The sequence below is a fragment of the Nitrospira sp. genome, assembly GCA_035968315.1.
GTDB lineage: Bacteria > Nitrospirota > Nitrospiria > Nitrospirales > Nitrospiraceae > Nitrospira_D.
Genome location: JAVYIN010000007.1, coordinates 247,732 through 267,738 on the forward strand (window position 1 = coordinate 247,732; position 20,007 = coordinate 267,738).

General features: G+C 58.3%; 19 protein-coding genes and 1 tRNA gene. 19 read left to right on the forward strand and 1 reads right to left on the reverse strand.

The annotated features are described in order from the left end of the window. Positions 1-55 precede the first annotated feature (55 nt). The 7 genes from RI101_10980 to rlmB all read left to right on the forward strand — a co-directional run bounded on the left by RI101_10980 (position 56) and on the right by rlmB (position 4,661). Positions 56-331: an integration host factor subunit alpha gene (locus tag RI101_10980; protein ID MEC4890574.1), complete on the forward strand. Its 276-nt coding sequence runs from the start codon at positions 56-58 to the stop codon at positions 329-331. A 44-nt stretch (positions 332-375) separates the two neighbouring features. After that, the gene (locus RI101_10985) at positions 376-726 is read left to right on the forward strand and encodes a MerR family transcriptional regulator (GenBank protein ID MEC4890575.1); all 351 of its coding nucleotides are present in this window, start codon (positions 376-378) and stop codon (positions 724-726) included. Positions 727-802: 76 nt separating this feature from the next. Beyond that, positions 803-879, forward strand: a tRNA-Pro gene (locus RI101_10990). Between the two features lie 130 nt (positions 880-1,009). After that, positions 1,010-1,816, forward strand: coding sequence for a 5'/3'-nucleotidase SurE (gene surE, locus RI101_10995; protein MEC4890576.1), 807 nt, complete (start codon positions 1,010-1,012; stop codon positions 1,814-1,816). Between the two features lie 4 nt (positions 1,817-1,820). Then, entirely contained in the window at positions 1,821-2,474 is a 654-nt protein-coding gene (locus tag RI101_11000; protein MEC4890577.1) for a DedA family protein, read from the forward strand. Then, positions 2,471-3,904: a cysteine--tRNA ligase gene (gene cysS, locus RI101_11005; protein MEC4890578.1), complete on the forward strand. Its 1,434-nt coding sequence runs from the start codon at positions 2,471-2,473 to the stop codon at positions 3,902-3,904. Before RI101_11000 ends, cysS begins: the two co-directional genes overlap by 4 nt. A 43-nt stretch (positions 3,905-3,947) precedes the next feature. Then, complete coding sequence (gene rlmB, locus RI101_11010; GenBank protein ID MEC4890579.1) at positions 3,948-4,661, forward strand: 23S rRNA (guanosine(2251)-2'-O)-methyltransferase RlmB; 714 nt, start codon at positions 3,948-3,950, stop codon at positions 4,659-4,661. Here rlmB and RI101_11015 read toward each other — a convergent pair. Then, a complete protein-coding gene (locus RI101_11015; GenBank protein ID MEC4890580.1) occupies positions 4,658-4,936 on the reverse strand; it encodes a LuxR C-terminal-related transcriptional regulator in 279 nt (92 codons plus the stop codon). The genes rlmB and RI101_11015 overlap by 4 nt on opposite strands. A gap of 204 nt (positions 4,937-5,140) precedes the next feature. On the opposite strand from RI101_11015, the gene RI101_11020 reads away from it, so the two are divergent. The 12 genes from RI101_11020 (at position 5,141) to RI101_11075 (ending at position 19,922) form a co-directional block, all read left to right on the forward strand. Next, a complete protein-coding gene (locus RI101_11020; GenBank protein MEC4890581.1) occupies positions 5,141-5,911 on the forward strand; it encodes a prepilin peptidase in 771 nt (256 codons plus the stop codon). 283 nt (positions 5,912-6,194) lie between these two features. Further along, positions 6,195-6,635 carry a GspH/FimT family pseudopilin gene (locus RI101_11025; protein MEC4890582.1) on the forward strand — a complete coding sequence of 147 codons (441 nt, stop codon included), beginning with the start codon at positions 6,195-6,197 and terminating at the stop codon, positions 6,633-6,635. A gap of 8 nt (positions 6,636-6,643) precedes the next feature. Beyond that, positions 6,644-7,111: a prepilin-type N-terminal cleavage/methylation domain-containing protein gene (locus RI101_11030; GenBank protein ID MEC4890583.1), complete on the forward strand. Its 468-nt coding sequence runs from the start codon at positions 6,644-6,646 to the stop codon at positions 7,109-7,111. Continuing rightward, positions 7,111-7,851: a hypothetical protein gene (locus RI101_11035; protein MEC4890584.1), complete on the forward strand. Its 741-nt coding sequence runs from the start codon at positions 7,111-7,113 to the stop codon at positions 7,849-7,851. Before RI101_11030 ends, RI101_11035 begins: the two co-directional genes overlap by 1 nt. A gap of 19 nt (positions 7,852-7,870) precedes the next feature. Continuing rightward, the gene (locus tag RI101_11040) at positions 7,871-9,346 is read left to right on the forward strand and encodes a hypothetical protein (GenBank protein MEC4890585.1); all 1,476 of its coding nucleotides are present in this window, start codon (positions 7,871-7,873) and stop codon (positions 9,344-9,346) included. 25 nt (positions 9,347-9,371) lie between these two features. Next, on the forward strand, positions 9,372-11,195 hold the full coding sequence (locus RI101_11045; GenBank protein MEC4890586.1) for a GspE/PulE family protein: 1,824 nt from the start codon (positions 9,372-9,374) through the stop codon (positions 11,193-11,195). A 331-nt stretch (positions 11,196-11,526) separates the two neighbouring features. Beyond that, complete coding sequence (locus RI101_11050) at positions 11,527-12,123, forward strand: prepilin-type N-terminal cleavage/methylation domain-containing protein (GenBank protein ID MEC4890587.1); 597 nt, start codon at positions 11,527-11,529, stop codon at positions 12,121-12,123. Next, a complete protein-coding gene (locus tag RI101_11055; protein MEC4890588.1) occupies positions 12,120-12,653 on the forward strand; it encodes a prepilin-type N-terminal cleavage/methylation domain-containing protein in 534 nt (177 codons plus the stop codon). The genes RI101_11050 and RI101_11055 overlap by 4 nt, the downstream gene beginning before the upstream one ends. A 29-nt stretch (positions 12,654-12,682) precedes the next feature. After that, positions 12,683-13,852, forward strand: a complete 1,170-nt coding sequence (locus tag RI101_11060; protein ID MEC4890589.1) for a PilW family protein — start codon at positions 12,683-12,685, stop codon at positions 13,850-13,852. Between the two features lie 20 nt (positions 13,853-13,872). Beyond that, on the forward strand, positions 13,873-14,514 hold the full coding sequence (locus RI101_11065) for a hypothetical protein (protein MEC4890590.1): 642 nt from the start codon (positions 13,873-13,875) through the stop codon (positions 14,512-14,514). A gap of 85 nt (positions 14,515-14,599) precedes the next feature. Next, on the forward strand, positions 14,600-18,913 hold the full coding sequence (locus tag RI101_11070) for a PilC/PilY family type IV pilus protein (protein MEC4890591.1): 4,314 nt from the start codon (positions 14,600-14,602) through the stop codon (positions 18,911-18,913). Further along, positions 18,885-19,922, forward strand: coding sequence for a putative Ig domain-containing protein (locus RI101_11075; GenBank protein ID MEC4890592.1), 1,038 nt, complete (start codon positions 18,885-18,887; stop codon positions 19,920-19,922). Before RI101_11070 ends, RI101_11075 begins: the two co-directional genes overlap by 29 nt. Positions 19,923-20,007: the final 85 nt, after the last annotated feature.

Consider the following 20,007-nt stretch of genomic DNA (forward strand, 5'->3'; position numbering starts at 1 on the left):
AGTTTCATGGGAAGCTGTGAAACGGGAATGTGCAGTGGTTGCGTAGGGGGGTGGCATGAGAAAGGCTGATATCGCGAACGAGATTTTCAAGCAGGTCGGTATTTCAAAAAATGAAGCAGCGGATATCGTCGAACTCGTGCTGAATCTTCTCAAGGGTGTGCTGCAAAAGGGAGACGCGGTCAAGATCGCAGGATTCGGCAACTTCGTCGTTCGGAGCAAGGGGTCGCGCAAAGGGCGGAACCCTCGCACTGGAGAAGAAATTGGGATTACCCCGCGGCGTGTGGTTACGTTCCGGCCTAGCCAAGTCTTTAAGAAGTACGTCAATTCGTAACGGGCACCCTATCTCCAACATCGACCGCACCATGAGGGCCGGTCATGGGGACTGAACCCAGGCTGGGAAGCAAGGTCTTCTACAAGATCGGGGAAGTCAGTCAGCTGACCAAACTTCCCGCGTATGTCCTGCGATTCTGGGAGTCCGAATTCAGTTTTCTTAAACCCAAGAAAAGCCGTGGCAACCAGCGTCTCTATATTCAGCGCGACATTGAGACCGTGCTTGAAATCAAGCGGATGCTGTACGAAGAAGGGCATACGCTGGAAGGGGTCAAACGCTATTGGGTGAGACGCGGGCGGGCGGCCTCCAAACCGCTCAGCCCCAAGGAAATGGCCAAAAAACTTCGGGGGGATCTTCAGGCCATCGTGAAAATCCTCGAATCGAACAGTCGGTAGCCGACCGCATTGTTTCCCATTGCCTTTCCAGGGTTTCCCAAGCGACAATAGGACCAGTCAGAACATAAGAACATGTCGGGGCGTAGCGCAGCCCGGTAGCGTACTCGCTTGGGGTGCGAGTGGTCGTGGGTTCAAATCCCGCCGCCCCGACCAATTTCTCTGTTAGATACATCGAACTGAAGCATGGACGGTCGCATAGGGGGCCCACGCGCGGTCCCGTTCAAGAGACAGTCCAGCAAGGATAGGAAAAGCTGCCTCGCGCAGCTTTTTTTGTGACTCGATCATGATGCGCATTCTGGTTACCAATGACGATGGCATCCACTCACCGGGTTTGATGGCGCTGGCCGAAGCCCTGGCGGCGCTGGGCGAGGTGTGGGTCGTCGCACCGGACCGGGAGCGGACGGCCGTGGCCCATGCGGTCACGTTGCACAAGCCGCTGCGCCTGCACCGGCTGGCGCCGCGCATGTTTTCCGTGAACGGGACACCGGTCGATTGTGTGAATCTCGCGGTGCTCAAGGTGATGCCGAAGCCGCCGGACGTCGTGGTGTCGGGGATCAATAAAGGCGTGAATCTCGGGGACGATGTGCTGTACTCCGGCACGGTCTCAGGTGCGATGGAGGGGACGATTCTCGGGATTCCCTCGATTGCGGTGTCGCAGGAAGGCCAGCAGGCGTTCCGGTTTTCCGTCGGGGCGGAATATGCCGCGCGGGTGGTGCGTCTGGTGCTGGAGCAGGGCCTGCCGGAGGAAACGCTGCTGAATGTGAATGTGCCGAATCGTCCGTTGCGTTTGATCAAAGGGGTGCGCGTGACCTGCCTGAGCCGCCGGCGTTTCGACAACCCGATCATCGAAAAGCTCGATCCGCACGGGCGCAAGTATTACTGGATTGCGGGGACGCGCGTGTCGTGGAGCCGGAGCAAGGATGCCGACCATGAGGCGATCCAGGAAGGGCGCGTGTCTGTGACGCCGATTCGCTTGGACAGTACAGACCATGACACACTGGATCGCTTCCGGGACTGGGTGCCGATGATGCAGGCGAAAATGGCGGGTCCGAGCAAACGGGTACACGCCGCAGCCAGGCGAAAGGGATAAGCGGGTGATCGCCGGTCTCATTGAAGCTATCATCAGCGAGCTGAGCCGGTTTGTCATTGCCTGCATTTCCCGATTCGGCTATGCGGGTATTTTTCTGACAATGGGGATCGAGAGCGCCTGCATTCCGCTGCCCAGCGAGATCATCATGCCGTTTTCCGGGTATCTGGTCATGACGGGGCAGTTTACGATGTTGGGGGTGACGCTGGCCGGGGCGCTGGGTAATGTGGCGGGATCCATTGTGGCCTATTATGCGGGGGTGTGGGGCGGGCGGCCCTTTGTTGAGCGGTATGGGCCCTATGTGTTGATTTCGCATCGAGATTTGGATGTGGCCGACCGGTGGTTCCAGAAGTACGGCGAGGCGGCGGTCTTTTTTAGCCGAATGCTGCCGGTGGTGCGCACCTTCATTTCGTTGCCGGCCGGCGTGGCGCGGATGAATTTCCCGCGATTCGTCCTCTTCACGTTTATTGGGGCGTTGCCCTGGTGCTATCTGTTGGCGTATATCGGATTAAAAATGGGCGAGCGGTGGGAAGATCTGCGTGACTATTTCCATCGGTTCGATCTGGTGATCGGAGTGATCTTGGTCGGGATACTGGGCTTCTTTCTCTGGTCGCATTGGCCGAAACGCGGAGCCAATTCTGAATCGGGGCCATCGGCATGATCAAACTGTACAATACCCTCACGGGGAAAAAGGAAGAGTTCATCCCGCTCGCGCCCAAGACGGTCCGCATGTATGTCTGCGGCGTGACGGTCTATGACTATTGCCATATCGGCCATGCGCGGAGCGCGCTCGTGTTCGATGTCATTCGCCGGTATTTGGAGTATTCCGGCTATCGTGTCGAGTTCGCCAAGAACTTTACCGACGTGGACGACAAGATCATCAAGCGCGCGAACGAGCAGGGGATCAGCTGTGATGAGGTCACGGCGAAATTCATTCAAGCCTATTACGATGACATGGGCAAGCTGGATGTGCGGCCGGCCTCCATTGAGCCGAAAGCGACCGAGCATATGGCCGACATCGTGAGGCTGACCGAAACTTTGATTGCGAAGGGCTTGGCCTATCAAGTGGACGGGGATGTCTATTTTGAGGTTGCCAAGTACGGGGAGTATGGCCGCTTGTCCAAGCGGAAGTTGGACGATCTCCAAGCCGGGGCGCGTGTGGATGTGGATGAGCGGAAGCGCCATCCCATGGACTTTGCCCTCTGGAAAAGCGCCAAGCCCGGCGAACCGGCCTGGCCAAGCCCCTGGGGGCAGGGCCGGCCAGGCTGGCACATTGAATGTTCCGCCATGTCGATCCGCCATCTCGGGGAAACGTTTGATATTCACGGCGGCGGGATGGATCTGATCTTCCCGCACCATGAGAATGAAATCGCCCAATCCTGCGGCGCGACCGGCAAAGAGTTTGCGCGCTACTGGATTCACAACGGCTTCGTGCAGATCAACCAGGAGAAGATGTCCAAGTCGCTGGGGAACTTCTTCACGATCCGGGAGATCTTTGAAAAGTCGGAATGGCCCGAAGACATTACCGGCGAGATGTTGCGCTATTTTCTCCTCTCGACCCATTATCACGGGCCATTGGATTTTTCAGACCTGGCCATTCGTGAGGCGAAGCAGGCGTTGAACGGGTTCTACGATCTCTTTGCCAGACTTGCAGAGCCTGCTCTCGGAACGAAGGGAGATCCGGGCCTGTCGGTGGCCCTCGAGCGCACTCAGACAGCGTTTCGGGCGGCGATGGATGACGACTTCAATACGCCGGTGGCCATTGCTGCATTGCAAGGGTTGCGGAGCGATTTGAATAAGCTGCTCGCCGACGGTTTGTCGTCAGAGGCGCGACGCGGGGCTAGGGAGGCCTTCCGGTCGCTGGGTCAGGTGTTGGGGTTGTTCCAGTTGGATCGTTGGATCTTCAACGTCGAAGGCGGGGGATCCGCGTCCCGCGCCAGTGAGGCCGAAATTGAGAGACAAATTGCCGAACGAACGGAAGCCAAGAGGCGAAAGGACTTCACACGCGCCGACGCCATCCGGGCGGAACTGGCAGCCCAGGGCATCATCATCGAGGACAGGCCTGACGGCACCAGCCGATGGAAGCGATGATGGCCAGGAGATCCTCTATGGTCTCCATGCGGTCCGTGAAGCTCTGAGAGCCGAGGCCCGGCCGCTCCAGCGTCTGCTCGTCATCCGGATGGACAAACAGTTCGGCGATCTCGTGCACATGGCGCGGGCCCGGCATATTCCGATCCATGTTCAGCCGCTGGCTTCGTTTGACCGGCTGGTGCCCGGTGGCAACCATCAAGGAGTAATCGCCTACGCCGCCGCCAAAGAGTACGCATCGGAAGAGGCTATTCTTGCCAAAGCGGCGCAACAGCAGGAAGCGCCGTTGCTGGTGATTCTCGATGGCGTAGAAGATCCGCATAATCTCGGCGCGGTGCTCAGGACGGCGGAGGGTGCCGGCGCGCATGGCGTTTTTATTCCCGAGCGGCGCGCGGCTGGGCTGACGTCGGTCGTCGCCAAAGCCTCGGCGGGGGCCATTGACCATATCCCCGTTGCGAGAGTGGTGAACACCTCACGATTGCTGGAGACGCTCAAAGAGGCCGGTGTCTGGATCTACGGGGTCGAGCCGGCCGCGACGAAGCTCATTACCGAGGTGGATCTGACCGGCCCGGTTGGCTTGGTGTTCGGGGGCGAGGGGAAAGGCATTCGTCAGGGAGTGCTGCAGCATTGCGACGAACGCATCCGCATTCCGATGAAGGGCCAGGTGCAGTCGCTCAATGTGTCGGCGTCGGCGGCGGTGACGCTGTTTGAGGCGGTCCGGCAGAGGAATGTGTCTGCGTCGATAGGCCGCAAGGCCTAACGGATTTTTAGCGATCCACTCTGGATCGCATTCTTCAGCAGCTGCGCGGTATTCGAGACGCGCAGTTTCTTCATCATATTGGCCCGGTGCGCTTCGACGGTCTTGACGCTGATTTTCAGCCGCGTGCCGATTTCCTTGTTTTTGAACCCAGCCCAGATCAGCTCCAGGATTTCCTGCTCGCGCGAGGTGAGCGACTCCGGGCGCTTTTTGCGGGGAGGCGGCTCAAGGTTCGCGAGGGATTTCTTGGCCTTCGGCTTCGTCGCTGCTTTCGCCATAATCGTCGGTTCTCCTTTGAATAGCCGTGGCTTCAGGTATACTGAGGTTTCGCGGGGTGAAGTATAGGAAGCCTGGCCGGGTGAAGTAAATGAAGTCCAATGGCCCTAGTAGGGTTACTCGGTAGGGAAATCAGAGTATTCGTAAGTACTGTGGGAGGCCGGGAGATTCGCCTCCGATGTGTCATTTGGGAGCGGTGTAGCGGGATGTGGCAGCTGTATCTGGTCGCGGGGATTTTCGGAGCGCTGATCGGAAGCTTTCTCAACGTGTGTATCTATCGGTTGCCGAGACGGGAGTCCATCGCCTGGCCTGGGTCGCATTGTCCCGCCTGCAGTCATCCTATCGCCTGGTATGACAATATCCCTCTCATCGGCTTTCTCGTGTTGCGTGGGCGGTGCCGCGCCTGTGCCGTCTCTATTCCGTTGCACTATCCCCTCGTGGAAGCGCTCAATTCCATAGGATATCTCGCGCTGCTGTGGCGATTTGGGCCGAGTGGGGAAACGGTGGTGTATGCGGGGCTGTTCTCGGCATTATTGGTCGTGGCGGGAACCGATCTCTCCCACAAAATCATACCGAACGCGGTGACGTACCCAGGCATCGTGTTGGGGTTGATAAGCGCGGGAACGGTGTTGCCACTGGGGTTGCTGAACGGCCTCATCGGGTTGCTGGTCGGGGGCGGGATCTTGTGGCTGTTGGCCTGGGCCAGCCCATATCTCTTTGGGAAGGAGGGAATGGGCGGGGGAGATATCAAGCTGCTTGCGATGCTGGGCGCCTTCCTGGGCTGGAAGCCGGCTGTGCTGACGATCATGATTGGATCGTTTGTGGGATCGGTGATCGGGGTGTCTCTCCTGGCCGCGAAGATGATCAAACGGGAAGACTACATTCCCTTTGGGCCGTTTCTCGTGTTTGGCGCCATTGTCGCGCTGTTCTTCGGCTCCTCCCTCATTGAGTGGTATCAAGGCCTTCTCTCGGGATAGCTCTCCGGTTTATTGCCTTTCTGTTTTCTGCTGCGCTGTATCCAATCTCGCTGGTTTGTATCTTGTCAGGCACGGCATGACGCTCTGCCCGCCATTCCGCTTGTCACGCAGCCCCGCCTGGGGATCAGGGATTTCTCTTCTCACATCTTTATGAATTTGAACATGTTTTCCTGGTGCGCAGAGGCAGAGTGCGTCTCGGCCGTATGGATTGCAGCCGAGGGAAGAGGAGGCATGACTTTTGATAATGCCCCCTTCCATGAAGATGCGGAGGACAGCGAAACAGATGTCAGTCGATGAGGAATATGGATTCAGCCTCATCGAGCTCATGACGATTGTGGCGGTCGTCGGGGTGGTCGCGGCGCTCGCCGTGCCGGATTTGCTGGCATTGAGCCGGCGGATGCAAATTGACTTGTTTGCGCGGGAGTTGGCATCCGAACTGCGGCAGGCGAAACAGCTGGCCATGACGCAGCGCGACCGTGTGTATCTCACGGTCGATCGTGGGCAGCGTGCCATCCTGGCGCAAGTCGGGACCGCTCGTGTGCCGCATCATATCTTTTCCTATGCGGAGCGGGCGATGGAGCTGGATGAGCCGAGCGCGGGGCCTGAACTGGTGTTCCATCCCAGCGGGCGATCGGCGACGGCCACGACCATTCGATTTCACAATGCTCAGGGAGAGAACGGAGCGCTTACCGTGAGTCTCACCGGCAGGGTATCGATCCAATGATGCGGCGGATGGGTGAGGGAGGCGTGAGTCTGATCGAAGCGATGGTGGCCATGGTGATCGCTGGGATTGTGCTGATGGGGGCGATGAGCGCGCTGCAAATCTCTGTCCGGCAGGCACAGCAAGGGGTGATGAAAACACGGGCGTTGGCGCTGGCCCAGGGCAGGCTCGAAGCAAAACGGTCGGTACGTTGGGAGGCGTTGTTACAGGACGATATGAACCATGACGGCATTGTCGATGTCGTCATGAACGATGCGGGCGAGTCGAAGGATGCTGCGCCCGGCGATGGGACCTATACGGGGACATGGGCGCAGGATGGGGTGAGCCTGGAATGGACCGTGGCCATGGACCGCCCCGGTCAGTTGAGCGCCGCGGGGTTTGTCGTCATCCGGGCGACCGCAAAGTACGAGGCACTTGGAGAGTACAAGACTGTCCATGTCGCGACGGTCAGAGCGAATCCGGCATTTGTGGGGGATTGATGAAACGGAGTCGTGGCAATGCCCAACGCAGGAATCCGTTGCTCAACCAGCGCGGACTCTGTTTGTCCGAGTTACTCATGGCCACGGCGGTGGGCACGGTGGTGTTGGCCGGCAGTCTGGAAACGCTGAACCTCGTGCATGCGCGGGCAACGGAGCAGCAGCGCGCCATGGCTGGGCAGCAGGACCTGCGGTTGGGGCTGGAAGTCTGGGAGCAAGAAGTCCGCATGGCCTCGGCGGCGACCATTACGACGGCCGTGGCCGACCGGTTGGAATTCTCGGCGAACATTCATGCCCTGGAGACGACGACGACCGCCACGGTCGCGGCAGGACAAACCGTGGTGCCGGTCCAGGATGGCGGGGGATGGGGGCAGGGGAAAACCGTGCGGATCTGTTCGGCCAGCGGGTGCGAGTCTCACCGGCTGGCGCGGACCGGTCAGCGACTCCAGCTCACGCTGAGCGAGCCGGTGCGCGGGCTGTTTCCCGCCGGCGCCTCGGTGGAGGTGATGAATCGGGTGGCCTATTACACCCGCATCGATACGGCGGGGCGGCTGCAGCTGATGCGGATGATCGACGGTGGAGCCGGGACATTGATCGGTGATCTGCAAGCGGTGCAGTGGACCTATTGGGATGACCGTGGACGAGTGGCGGTCGAGACGAGCGGAATCGCGCGGGTGGTGGTGACGATCGAGTCGAGGAATGTCTTGCCACAAGTCGTTCGTGAAGTGAGCGTGCGATCGTGATCAAGATGAGGAGTTGAGGATGAGGACTCACACGTCGTGGCTTGGGCAGGAGCGGGGCATGGCGCTCTTTGGGGTGATGATTCTGGCCTTGTTGCTGGGGCTCCTGAGTGCGGTGTTGCTCCAACTGGCCGGGCAGGAACAGTTGAGCGCCAGCGGCGCGAAGGACACCGCGGTGGCGCAGCATGTGGCCGATGCGGCGGCGGACATGGTGATGGCCTGGTTTCATGCCCCGCAGGATCGGCCGCCTCAGGTGAGCGCCGTGTTGAGCAAGCGTCAACAGACCTCGACGGGGAGTCCGTCGTTCTTCGATCTTGCCGGGCGGTCTCAATTTATCGGGACCGTGGATCGTCCGGATCTTGTGCTCGATGCGGCGCAAAGCGCGGATGACCGGCTCCTCAACGATCCCGTGTCCGGCCTCTTCCGGTCGCTCCAGGATGTGGGTACGGTGCGCAGTCTGAAAGTCTATGCCCCCACGACGCCGGGGCTGTTGAGCACGGTGGACATTGCCGTCGCCCCGGCGCGCTGGCCCTCGACGCAATATGCGCTGTCGATGCAGTTGGCGGCGATCGATCTTCCGGCGTTGCGAGCGGGCGTGCAGGTCGGCGGCAATCTGGGATGGCCTCAGAACGGACAGGAATCGGGGGCGCTGGTGCATTGGAGCCGCCTGTCTGTCGGGGGCAATCTGGTGGTGCAGAGGCTGGAGGACATTCCAGTGCTGACCGCGCTGGCGTCCGTGTCGGGGCAGGGCTATCGCGAGGTGTCGGTTCGCGAAGACCGGTGGTGTGAGATCTGGACCGGAGGCACCGTGCAGGTCATGCAGCCGCCTGTCGGGGAGAGTCAGTTCCCGCCGCTGCCGATGAATGTGCATGGAAAACAGAATCCCACGCCTGGCGTGCGCCTGGATCGTTGGGGCTATGAGCAACTGAAACAGATCGCCTTGCGGTACGGCACCTACCTGGCGATCGATCGGAACGGCCTGCTCTATCCGGGTGGGGTGGTCGAGGCAGGGCAGGGGGTCCCACCCGATGAGTTTTTTCGCTCCGGCTCCGCAGGCGATGCGCGGGGCTTGATCTTCATCGATACGCTGGACCGCACGGCTCCCCGGTCGGATAACCTTGGGGTCTTTAGATTGAGCGCGGCGTATACCGAGGCCACACTGGTGGTGCAAGGGCATGTGGTGCTCAGCCCATCCTCCAGCGGGCAGTCATTGTCTGTTCTGAGCCCCCCGCAACCTGGTCAGACGGACCGCTCTAGCCGGGTGCCTGTGCAGCTGTCGGGGATTCACTTCAACGGCGCGTTGTATGCCGCAGGGGATATTACCCTCGAACAGCCCACGCGGGTCTTCGGCGCAGTGGTGGCGGAAGGAACGATTGTGGCGTCCACTCCTGGTGTGACGCTGGAGGTCTGGTACAACCACGAGATGAGCCAGGGTTTGTTGCGTGGACTGCCCGTGGTCTTGCGTGCTCCGGGAACATGGAAAGTCCGGTATTCATGATGGTGAATCGGGAGAGGACACAAATATGACGACACAGATGTCCAAGGCGTCGGTCAATCATGGGGTGGTTGTTGAACAGATGGTAAGCCTTGTGTGCCGGGCCACACCAGTTCGTTCGACGGTGGAGCGGCAGGTGCTTCATCTGCTCGTTCAGCGTGACGTGGTGACGCTGGTGGAGATGGAGGACGTGCTTGAAAGCCTGCGGTTAGGCGAGGGAGACCTCGAAGCGGTGCTGCTCGACCAGTACCGAGTGCCCAAGGCCGAATTGGGGGCGGCGCTTGGCGAGGTGTATCAGTGTCCCTATATTCCCTATGAGGAACGGACGGTGGTTGATCCAGGACTTTTAAAAAACTTAAGCGTCGATTATCTGCGAAAGAATGCTTGGGTGCCTCTCCAGCGGGAGGGATCGGTCGTGACGATTCTGATCGGCCATCCGTCCGATGCGGCCAAGCGCGATGATGTCCGACGGGCTTTTCCTGGGGCGACGATACGGTATGCGGTCGGGTTGCGCCGCGACATCGAGCAGTATTTGCTGGCTGCTACCGGTCAGGCTGCTCGGGCCACGCTGACGGACATTCTTGGCGAACTCGTGCGCGAAGCCGGGAACGATCCGGGCGGTGAGGGGGTGGACTGCGGCATTACGGAGCACGATTCCGCCATCGTCCGGCTGGCGAACCACATCATCGCCGAAGCTCATCGGCTGCAAGCGTCCGATGTGCACATTGAGCCCTATGCCAATCGGAAGGACACGGCGGTGCGATTCCGCGTCGACGGGACCTGTTTTACCTTTATGCGGATTCCGGCGGCCTGCCGCCGGGCGATCGTATCACGCCTCAAGATCATGGCCCATCTCGATATCGCGGAGCGCCGCAAACCGCAAGACGGGAAAATCCGATACCGGCTGGCGAAAGATCAAGAGATTGAGCTGCGTGTGGCCACCTTGCCGACAGCGGGCGGGAATGAGGATGTGGTGATGCGGCTGTTAACGACGAAGGACACGATGGCGCTGGAGGCGATGGAATGTGCGCCGGAGGTGCTGCGGCACATCACGGATCTCGCCGAGCGCCCCTATGGGATGTTCCTCTGTGTCGGTCCGACGGGAGCGGGGAAAACGACGACGTTGCATGCCGTGCTCAAGCACATTAATACCGATGAGCGAAAAATCTGGACGGCGGAGGACCCCATCGAAATCACGCAGGATGGGTTGCGGCAGGTGCAGATCCATCCGAAGATCGGATTCACCTTTGCGGCGGCCATGCGGTCCTTTCTCCGGGCCGATCCGGACGTCATCATGATCGGCGAAATGCGGGATCGGGAAACGGCCGACATTGCGATCGAAGCCTCGCTCACCGGCCATCTGGTGCTCAGTACATTGCACACCAATAGTGCTGCCGAAACCGTGACGCGTTTGTTGGAGATGGGGTGCGACGCCTTCAATTTTGCCGATGCCATGTTAGGGGTGTTGGCGCAGCGCCTCTGCAAGCGCCTGTGTTCGTCTTGCAAAGAGGCCTATCAGCCAACCCAGCAGGAGTACGATGAACTGGTCATGGCCTATGGCGCACATGAGTGGGAACGGTTGGGCTTGAAGAATTCATCGAACATGATGCTCTGGCGAGGGCGCGGGTGCACGGCCTGCAATCAGAGCGGATTCAAAGGCCGAGTCGCACTCCATGAGCTACTGGTGGGATCGGACGAGATCAAGCGCCTGATCCAAGCCAAAGCCAGAACCCTGGAGATCGCCAGCCAGGCCATGCGGGAGGGGATGGTCACGTTGCGGCAGCATGGTATCCAAAAAGTCCTGCAGGGTGTCACGACCTATCGGCAAGTCCGGTCCGTGGCCATGAAATAGGGGGGTGTCGCTGATTCCCAATGTCCCGCCCTCTTCCAGATGGGGCTAAGTAGGAGCTTTATCTGGTCAGATTTACCTCCATCTTCCCACTCCGTTTTTCCTCGTTAAGTTCAGTTCTTGTAGTTGAGACCCCTCCGGGAATACCAGCCGATAAGCCACGATCGGGGCAGGTGCAAATACGCGTGAGGAATGGCGGCGCTCCAGCGGCAGCCGAAGTGACGGAAATTGTCGCGCGGTAGTACGGAGAATGTTCGAATCCCTCTAGACTTAAAAAATGGCTGGCCTAAGAAAACAAAGAGTTAGACGTTCTTGCGGGGTAAAGCATAGCGGCATGCCCTTTGCGACTGAGACAAGCGGCGCGATGGGTGTGTCAAGCGAGTCAGAGGGGTGCGTGGAGATGTTCAATTGTCATCTGGTTAGGCGGCTGCAGACGGAGCGTGGGTTTACGCTCATTGAGGTCATGATCGTCGTGGCCATCATTGGGATCGCCGCCGCGCTGGCCGGGCCTAGTTATACCGAATGGATAGCTCGTTCTCAACTCCGCGAGGCGATCAGTGAGGTGCAGCATCAGTTGGCGCTAGCGCGGATTACAGCCATGAGTCGCAATACCTCTGTGACCGTCACACTGACTCTGGCGAATGGGTCGTTGGGGATATCGACAACCAATGCTGCCACAGGGGCCGTTGTATCTGCCACCCAGACGATGAGTACTCCACAAGTTGTGACGTTGAATGTTGGCCCATCGCCAGGGTGGACGTCGATGGCAACGACGGCGGTCTCATTCAATTCCATGGGGATGCGAGTTGGAGGGCCTGGAGCGGCGGCGAATCAAGAGCTGGCGCTCGTCAATACGAGAGGGGTGCAGTATGCACTCAAGGTGACACCTCGAGGCATCGCGAATTGGTGCCCAGATGCGGTGTGTCTATGAATTCATTCAACTTGAGAATGAGAGAGAAGGCAGGATTGGGGTTGTGCGATCCATCAGGCTTTACCTTGATTGAGAGCATGGTGGCGATGGCTATTCTTGCAACGGGGCTCTTGGCCTTGGCAGGCATGCAGAGTATTTCGTTAACGCGCAATGTCGACTCGACGGAACTCACACGTGCAACCAATTTGGCGGCGGACATGATCGAGCGAATCCAGAACAATCGGAATAATGTGGCGCAATACGCCATTAACACCGGTAATGCGACGCCATGTCCGCAAAATCCAGTGACGCAAACCATGGCCAAAGGCGATTGCGATCAGTGGGTGCAATTATTGGCAAATCCGCAGGCGTCCGGACTGACGAATGTTCGAGGGGTCATTACGGTCCCTCCAGCGCCAGTCGGTGCGCTGAACGTCTTGCTGAATCAGTATCCGGTTACTGTCACTATTTCATGGACCGGGGCTACGGGAGAAACCAAAGTGGCTCGCCCTAAACAGATCACACTGACAACTGTGATCGCGCCTGAATAAGGATGGGACGGATGGCAGGAGTAGGCACCATGCTGAGAGTTCGTGTCATGCGAAAGGACCAGCGAGGAGTGACGCTGGTTGAATTAATGATCGGTGCCGTGGTGGCGTCACTGGTAGTGGCGGCGGGATTAGCCATGTTGACGATGTCCGAGAAAGCGATGCGCACCAGTGAACAGACGGTCGACACGCAGCAGAATGTTCGTCTCGCCATGGAATTGCTCTCCAGGGACATCAGAATGGCTGGTTATGGACCGATGAGCGGGCCGGTTGGGAATTGCCAGAGCGCTGTTGTGCCGGCGGATCACACGGTCACAGGACCGGATCGCGGACCGGACCGCATCAGCCTGGTTGTCCCGGTTGGCAATCCTGTGGGAACGGCAGGCAATCCACCCTGGGTTTTTAATGCCGACACAGCGATTAATGCCGGGCCTGGCGGGGCGGTGACCATTATTGCCATGCCATCAGCCGCAGTGGTGAGCAACATGGTGACGGAGGCAGGGGGAAGTCTTACCGTGCCTCCGGCGACGGTGTCGATTGGTGGCACTCTGATTGGGACGGTCACGGCGGCCGCCGGCGCCAATCTGACGATCAGTGTGACCGGTCCGCCAATCGAAGGGCCGATGAAGAAAAATACTCCGGTGTATCTGCTGCAATGCATTACCTATCAAATTATTCCGCCTCCCGATGCTGGAGGGCTGTGTAATGGCCGATCGCCGTGTTTGGTGCGAGGAGTGGCCGGCGGCATGACGGCAGGTGTATTGGATTGCACAACGGCGGGAAGCCGGTGCACATCCATTGCCGACGAAATCGAAGATATTCAGTTTGCCTATGCGTGCGACGGGTGTGTCGCAGGCATCAATAGCGGGACCCCCGATCAGATTATCGATAACCAGGGAGGGGCGGCGGGATTTGATCAGGCGGATTTTGTCACGAACAATTCATGGGCGGCGGGCATTATGACGCCGGACAAGATTCGGCTGGCGCAAGTGACGGTGGTGGGCCGGCAACGGCGCGCAGACCAAGGGTTCGGTGAGGCCAACGGGCAAACAAACCAAAGTGTGGCGTTGCAGGTAAGCGATCACCTCCATTCAGATGGCGTGTTTGCCGCGGGCGACTATACCACGCTGACGCCGCCGTACACCTCGACGCGCCGGCGCCTCCTCACTAAAACCGTGGAGCTGCGCAATCTCAGAAAGTAGGGAGCGGTAACGATATGAGGATGATGCGAGCGGCCTCAGGACAGAGGCAGACAGGGAACGAGCGAGGGATTGCCCTCCTGAGTGTCATGATGGTGATGTTGATCATGACGGTGCTCGGGATCGGCGCGTTGACGATGACGGGGCTGGAAAATCGTGTCGCCGGATTTGCCAGTTCGATGGAGGCCTCGGCGGCGGCGGCGGAAGCTTGCGTTCAGACCGGGGTCAAGGTCATTCAGCAAGTGAAGGAGAACGGAGGCGTTGTGCCGACCGCGTTGCTCGATAATCAAACTCCTCCTGGGCCGATTCCTCTGAGCAATAAGACGCAGTTGGAGTCGGAAATCGGAGCCATTAGTGCAGGGGGCGCTGATACGCCGATTGGCCCGCCGTTTCCGGCCGGACTGACTACTGCAGTGCCGAATCTCATTCAGACAGTGGGCGCGTATTCCGTTGTCGGCGACATCGACTATCTCTACAACAGGCAGCGGCCTGGAATGGGGGCTGAACGCCACAATGCCTATCATGCTGCCTATAGTGGTGCGAATGGCGGTACCGATGTGATGTACCGCGTCGATTGCGTGGCGACAAATGTGACGACGGGGATGAGGAGCCGGCTAACAGCCGTCTATGCCTGTTTGGAGAATGAGGGTTGTCAGCGAATTTAGCGTGCGGGTGTGTACTGACAGAGGTTTGCTCCCCTGAAGGAGCGGCGAAGTAGCCGGCCCTTCGAGCACCACCGGGAGGATAGCAATGAAGCATATGAATCAATCGACGCGAGGAACGGGCTTCTGGGCGGCTGCGGCTCTCGGTGTATTGCTGTCGGGCATTCCGGCCGGTGTGTCAGCCCAGAACATGGGAGACTATACCAACTATCCCCTGTTCCTCAGCCAGGCTGTGCCGCCCAATATCTTGTTTCTCGTGGACATGGGCAATTTCACGCTGGAGGCAGCCTATAGTGGGACAAACCACAAGTATCCGATCTCCTTTAAAACGGGGACTGCTACGGCCTCGAAATATGCTGCTAATGTGACAGTTGATAGCCAGACCGGCGACGATTTGGTGGCGGTAGACAACAGTGGTAGCGCAATCAATACGTCAAATGTGACATCGCCAGCCGATCTCTTCGTTTCGACCAAATCTTATTACGGCATGTTCGACCCATTGCGTTGTTATACGACCGACAGCAACAGCTTCAATTACGGATCGGTGAAAACGTCTGTGTCGGCGACGTGTAGTGGATCGTATTGGGATGGCAACTTCCTGAACTGGCTTACTCAGCGCAAAAAGGAAATGATTTATCAGGTGCTCGTGGGCGGGAAGCCGATCCCTGCCCAAGCCAATGCGGACGGGACGGCCAACAACCTGAATGGCGAGCCCAAGACGGGGGAAAACGGCAGCACCGCCAGTTGCAGCAACAATTCCAGCTCCTGCTGGCGTTATGTGAAGTATGTGCCCAATGCCACCTTGAACGGCCGTACCCCGTCGTTGTCGGTGGCCACAGTGAGTCTGTCCGGCGGCAGCACGGTAAATACAGGCATTATATTCGGGGTCGGAGATGGGAAGCTCTTCGTCAACAACGATGGTACCGCAAGTCCTTTCGATGGAACTACAGGAGGAGGTTCCCCCAACCATCTTGAGTATGCGTTGGAGGTGGATTTGACGACCGAGCCCAATGTGCCGGCCGCGTCGGGCGCCGCCACGAGTTGCATTGTGGGCGATCCTGATTACATGGGGCATTTGGCTTGCTACAAGAAAGAACGGTCGCTCGGCCTCTTTCAAACCATGCGCACCGACAATATGCATGTGGGTGTCATGTTTGTGAATGCGTCCACCGGCCAGGGCGGGAGCCTCCAGTTTTCCTACGATGAGGCGTTTAATTCGTCAGATGTGACCAATATCCGCAATGAACAGGTGGAGGCTAATTCTCCTATTGCCGAAGCGCTCTACGAAGGCCTGTGCCTGTTCCGCAAGAGCCAGGGGCCTTGTTACAGCAACAGTGGATCGTGGTCGACCGGGTATAGTTCCGGGGGAATCGGGGCGGTTGGCGACCCCTATTACTTTGCTAGTCTGGGGCAGATGGTCTATTGCGCCAAGTGCTTTGTGCTGATGATCAGCCCGGGTATAGGCGTGAATGATGGTAATGCACCGAATTTGCAGTCGCCGTTCGGCAATCTCTTTAGCGGAACGAACATTGGCGTGGTGAGCAGTGGAGCCGCGGGAGATCGGTTGGACGACGTGGCTTATTATGGACGTACGCACGATTTGCGGAGCGATCTTTCCGGGACTCAAAATGCCGTGTTTTATGCGGTTAACGCCATGGGGGGGCCAACCGGAGCAGCGCTCTTGGCGTCTGCGGCCAAATATGGAGGATTCGAAGACCGCAATAATGACAATGCAGTCGATTTGACCGGCTCCCAGACCTGTACCTACCCCAGTGGATCGAATCTTGGCAGTGGCTCCAGCACCAGCAACCCGGAATGGGACCTCGATAAGGACTGCGTTCCGGACACGTTTTACGATGCGTCCGAGGGCGGCGATCTTGCGGCCCAAATTAATGCCGCGATTGCGGCCATTTTGAAAAAGGCAGCCTCCGGCACCTCGATCTCGGTGCTGGCGACGTCTTCGACGGGAGAAGGCTCACTTTATCAAGCGTTCTTTTATCCCACGACGTTTGAAGGTGTGAACGAAATCAAGTGGACCGGATTTGTGCAAGGCCTCTTTGTCGATGGGTTCGGGAATTTGCGAGAGGATCGCAGCCCCGGTGGCCCTCCGGACGGGAAGCTCGTCTATAGCGACGACAACATTGTGGTAACGAAGAAGGATCCGGTGTCGGGCAATGTCGTGGTGGAGCGGTATCTCGATGTGGCTCCCATGGATGGCCTGCCTGATACGACGACACCCTATGAGACGGTGGGTTTGCGTGAAATGCAGGGGATCTGGGAGGCCGGGAAAAAACTGGCGTTGCGGGATCTGGGGGCCTCTCCCCGTAACCTCATCACCTGGGTTGATCTTGACAATGACGGTGTCGTGGATGTCAACGAGCAGATGGCGTTTAGTACGGGCAATGCCGCGACGCTCAAGCCCTATTTGCGGGCAAGCAGCAGTGGCACGTTTACGGCTACCAATATCATCAATTTCATCCATGGCACCCAGGTCACGGGCATGCGGAATCGGGAGGTCACGGTCGACGGTTCGTTGAAGGTGTGGAAGCTCGGCGATGTGGTGAACTCGAGCCCGACGATCGTCGGTAGTCCGAGAGAGCGATATGACCTGCTGCATGGCGATGCGAGCTATAGTGGTTTCTACAAGCGATGGGCTAAGAGACGGCAGACGGTGTATGTGGGCGCTAACGACGGGATGCTCCATGCTTTTAATGGTGGCTATTACCACAAGGGCGATGATCCGAATACCAGCGGAGTCGAGGAGCATGGGTGGTACACCACGGGGCCGGACGATAACTCAACAGGGCCGGATGTTGGCAAAGAGTTGTGGGGATTCATTCCCTACGCCTTACTGCCGCAACTGATCTGGTATACCCAAACGAATTATACGCATGTCTCGTACGTGGATTTGCAGCCACGGATTACGGATGTGCCGATCTTTACGGAGGAGTCGGCCTGCGGCGGCGGAACGACTCCGACCGCGCTCGGGTGTATTCATCCCGGTGGGTGGGGAACGATCGCGATCGTCGGGCTGCGGTTCGGCGGCAGTTGCGGTGCTTGTGCGGCTGCGTCCGGCGGCAATAATGGCGGTCCGGCATTCCACCTGGTTATGGATCTCAATAACGATGGCGACACGTCTGATGCGGGCGAGGATCGCTATGTGTATAGCGCCTATTACATCCTGGATATCACCGACCCGGACGCAACACCGACGGTGGTGGGGGTATATTCGTCTTCGGATCTTGGGTTGACGACGAGCTTCCCGACGATCGTTCGGATGAATCCGGCCTCGGACAGCAAGACGAGCAATGTCAACGCGAAGTGGTACATGGTGGTTGGGTCCGGGATGCATGGGTACGATGGGCGTGCTGCCGGAGCGGCGAAGATATTCGTGGTGGAGTTGGGAGCTCCGCTTGGGACTGTGCCGACCGTGACCAAGATGCCGGTGGGATCGTGGTCTTCTTTTATAGCCGACCCCGTGACCTATGACCGCGATCTCGATTATCGGGACGATGTGGTCTATGTCGGGCGTGCGATTGACCCGGCGTCAAGCGGTATCGGAGATTGGTCCGGGAAAATGTATCGATTGACAATGGGGGCCTGTAGCACAGCTCCCTGCTCGACCTCGACGTGGGGCATTCCTTCCGGTGCAAACCGGGTTCCCACGGAAATGCTGGATACGTTTAGCTTGCTATCGGGCTGGATGTATCTCGGACCCGTCACGGCGAGTCCGACGATTACGGTTGATGATACGGGAGAAACCTGGGTGTTTTTTGGCACGGGGCGTTTCCTTAGCGTGGCGGATAAAACGAATACAGATACTCAATATCTCGTTGGGCTCAAAGATTCCGTCATGCGGCCTGGCGGATGCACGCAGTCGTCGACGGTGAATTGCTGGGTGGATAATCTCCTCGATGTCTCTGATGTGCAAATCTGCATTAGTTGCGCAACAGGGTCCAATCAAGTGAACGGGGTTGTTGGAACCACTACGTATCCGGCCCTGATTACGCTTGTGAAGGCAATGGATGGTTGGGTCACAACTCTCCCGACATCGAAAGAACGGTCGATTGTTTCGCCAAGCATCCTGTCGGGAGTCGTGCTGTTTCCGACCTTTATTCCGACCAACGATATTTGTGTCGCGGCCGGAGAAAGCAATCTCTATGGGCTCTATTACAAGACCGGCGGACCGCCGTTGGAACCGCTCTTTGGCGTGGACTCATCGGGTAAGGCCATACGAAGTGTTTCTCTGGGTGAGGGTGTGGCCTCCAAAGTAGCAGTCCATCTCGGGCAAGGCGGTGCGTCGGGGTTCATTCAGACCAGCGACTCCAAAGTGACCAATGTCGCATTCAACGGATTGTCTGCGAAGAGCGAATATGTCTCTTGGATTAATCAACGGGATTGATATAGCCGTGAAGCTGGCTGCGAAGAGCCTGAGGAAGGCGCGAGGTAGCACGCCTCGTGCCCGACTCGCCCGTTCAGGGATTGGAGCCTTGTCTCTGCTTGTGTGTTTTCTGTTCTTTGGGTGTCAGCGGAGTTCCCCTGAGAGCCTGACGGCTGTATCTTCGTCGGGTAACCACTCTCCGGGCATCCGCGCGGTCGCAATTCAGCCGGTGCCGCTGGTGTTGACGGGATCCGTCTTTGCCCAAGTCGAAGCGCAGGACATTGATCGGAATCCCCTCCGGTTTCGTTACCAGTGGAGTGTCAATGGTGAGGTGGTGGCCGGGCAGGAGGGCGAGCAGTTATCGGTGGCGATTCTCAAGCGCGGTGATCGGGTGTCGGTGCAGGTTTGGCCGCATGACGGGATTATCGAAGGGGCTTCGATGACCAGTGAGCCAGTGGTTGTCGGCAATTCCCCGCCTGTCGGATCTGGTCTGGAGATCAGCCCTGAGTATGTGTTCCCTGGCGAGCGTGTGCGGGTTCATGCGAAGGTGTCGGATGTAGATGGTGATGCCATTCAGGTGGTGTATCGCTGGTCGAAGAACGGGAAAGTTATTCATGAAGGCGATGAAACAGATTTCGAGACGGTTGGGTTTGTTCGTGGCGATACCTTAGTGGTGGAGGCGTTGCCAACCGATGGCATAAATCCAGGACCTGCTATGCGATCAGCGTCGATTCTTGTTGGGAATAGTCCCCCGAAAATTCTATCGGATCCAGCCAAGATGATTGTCGATAATCGGTACAGTTATCAGGTAAAGGCCTCAGATGCCGAGTCGGATACCATTACTTTTTCACTGGAAACGGCCCCGCCAGGGATGCAGATTAATGCGCAAACCGGAATGGTGACTTGGGCTGTTCAATCAAGCCTGATCGGCGTACACAAAGTGCGGATTTTGGCCAAAGACAGCCAGGGGGCGATGGCTTTTCAGGAATTCGAACTCAATCTCACCGCAGATACTTTGGCCGGTGCCTGATGCGGCGCCACTCGGCCCACACTTCCGCTTGTCTCGCCTTTTTCCCCTCTGATAGAATGCACTCATCTAATGTTGTCGGAGGGAG

What these genes read in the sequence shown, in the direction of transcription:
- surE (MEC4890576.1), top strand. Translation starts at nt 1,010, where the DNA reads ATGATGCGCATTCTGGTTACCAATGACGATGGCATCCACTCACCGGGT.
- RI101_11035 (MEC4890584.1), top strand. Translation starts at nt 7,111, where the DNA reads ATGAAACGGAGTCGTGGCAATGCCCAACGCAGGAATCCGTTGCTCAAC.
- cysS (MEC4890578.1), top strand. Translation starts at nt 2,471, where the DNA reads ATGATCAAACTGTACAATACCCTCACGGGGAAAAAGGAAGAGTTCATC.
- RI101_11025 (MEC4890582.1), top strand. Translation starts at nt 6,195, where the DNA reads ATGTCAGTCGATGAGGAATATGGATTCAGCCTCATCGAGCTCATGACG.
- RI101_10980 (MEC4890574.1), top strand. Translation starts at nt 56, where the DNA reads ATGAGAAAGGCTGATATCGCGAACGAGATTTTCAAGCAGGTCGGTATT.
- RI101_11050 (MEC4890587.1), top strand. Translation starts at nt 11,527, where the DNA reads ATGCCCTTTGCGACTGAGACAAGCGGCGCGATGGGTGTGTCAAGCGAG.
- RI101_11040 (MEC4890585.1), top strand. Translation starts at nt 7,871, where the DNA reads ATGAGGACTCACACGTCGTGGCTTGGGCAGGAGCGGGGCATGGCGCTC.
- RI101_11055 (MEC4890588.1), top strand. Translation starts at nt 12,120, where the DNA reads ATGAATTCATTCAACTTGAGAATGAGAGAGAAGGCAGGATTGGGGTTG.
- RI101_11045 (MEC4890586.1), top strand. Translation starts at nt 9,372, where the DNA reads ATGACGACACAGATGTCCAAGGCGTCGGTCAATCATGGGGTGGTTGTT.
- RI101_11030 (MEC4890583.1), top strand. Translation starts at nt 6,644, where the DNA reads ATGGGTGAGGGAGGCGTGAGTCTGATCGAAGCGATGGTGGCCATGGTG.
- RI101_11065 (MEC4890590.1), top strand. Translation starts at nt 13,873, where the DNA reads ATGATGCGAGCGGCCTCAGGACAGAGGCAGACAGGGAACGAGCGAGGG.
- RI101_11020 (MEC4890581.1), top strand. Translation starts at nt 5,141, where the DNA reads ATGTGGCAGCTGTATCTGGTCGCGGGGATTTTCGGAGCGCTGATCGGA.
- RI101_11075 (MEC4890592.1), top strand. Translation starts at nt 18,885, where the DNA reads ATGTCTCTTGGATTAATCAACGGGATTGATATAGCCGTGAAGCTGGCT.
- RI101_11070 (MEC4890591.1), top strand. Translation starts at nt 14,600, where the DNA reads ATGAAGCATATGAATCAATCGACGCGAGGAACGGGCTTCTGGGCGGCT.
- RI101_11015 (MEC4890580.1), bottom strand. Translation starts at nt 4,936, where the DNA reads ATGGCGAAAGCAGCGACGAAGCCGAAGGCCAAGAAATCCCTCGCGAAC.
- RI101_10985 (MEC4890575.1), top strand. Translation starts at nt 376, where the DNA reads ATGGGGACTGAACCCAGGCTGGGAAGCAAGGTCTTCTACAAGATCGGG.
- RI101_11060 (MEC4890589.1), top strand. Translation starts at nt 12,683, where the DNA reads ATGCTGAGAGTTCGTGTCATGCGAAAGGACCAGCGAGGAGTGACGCTG.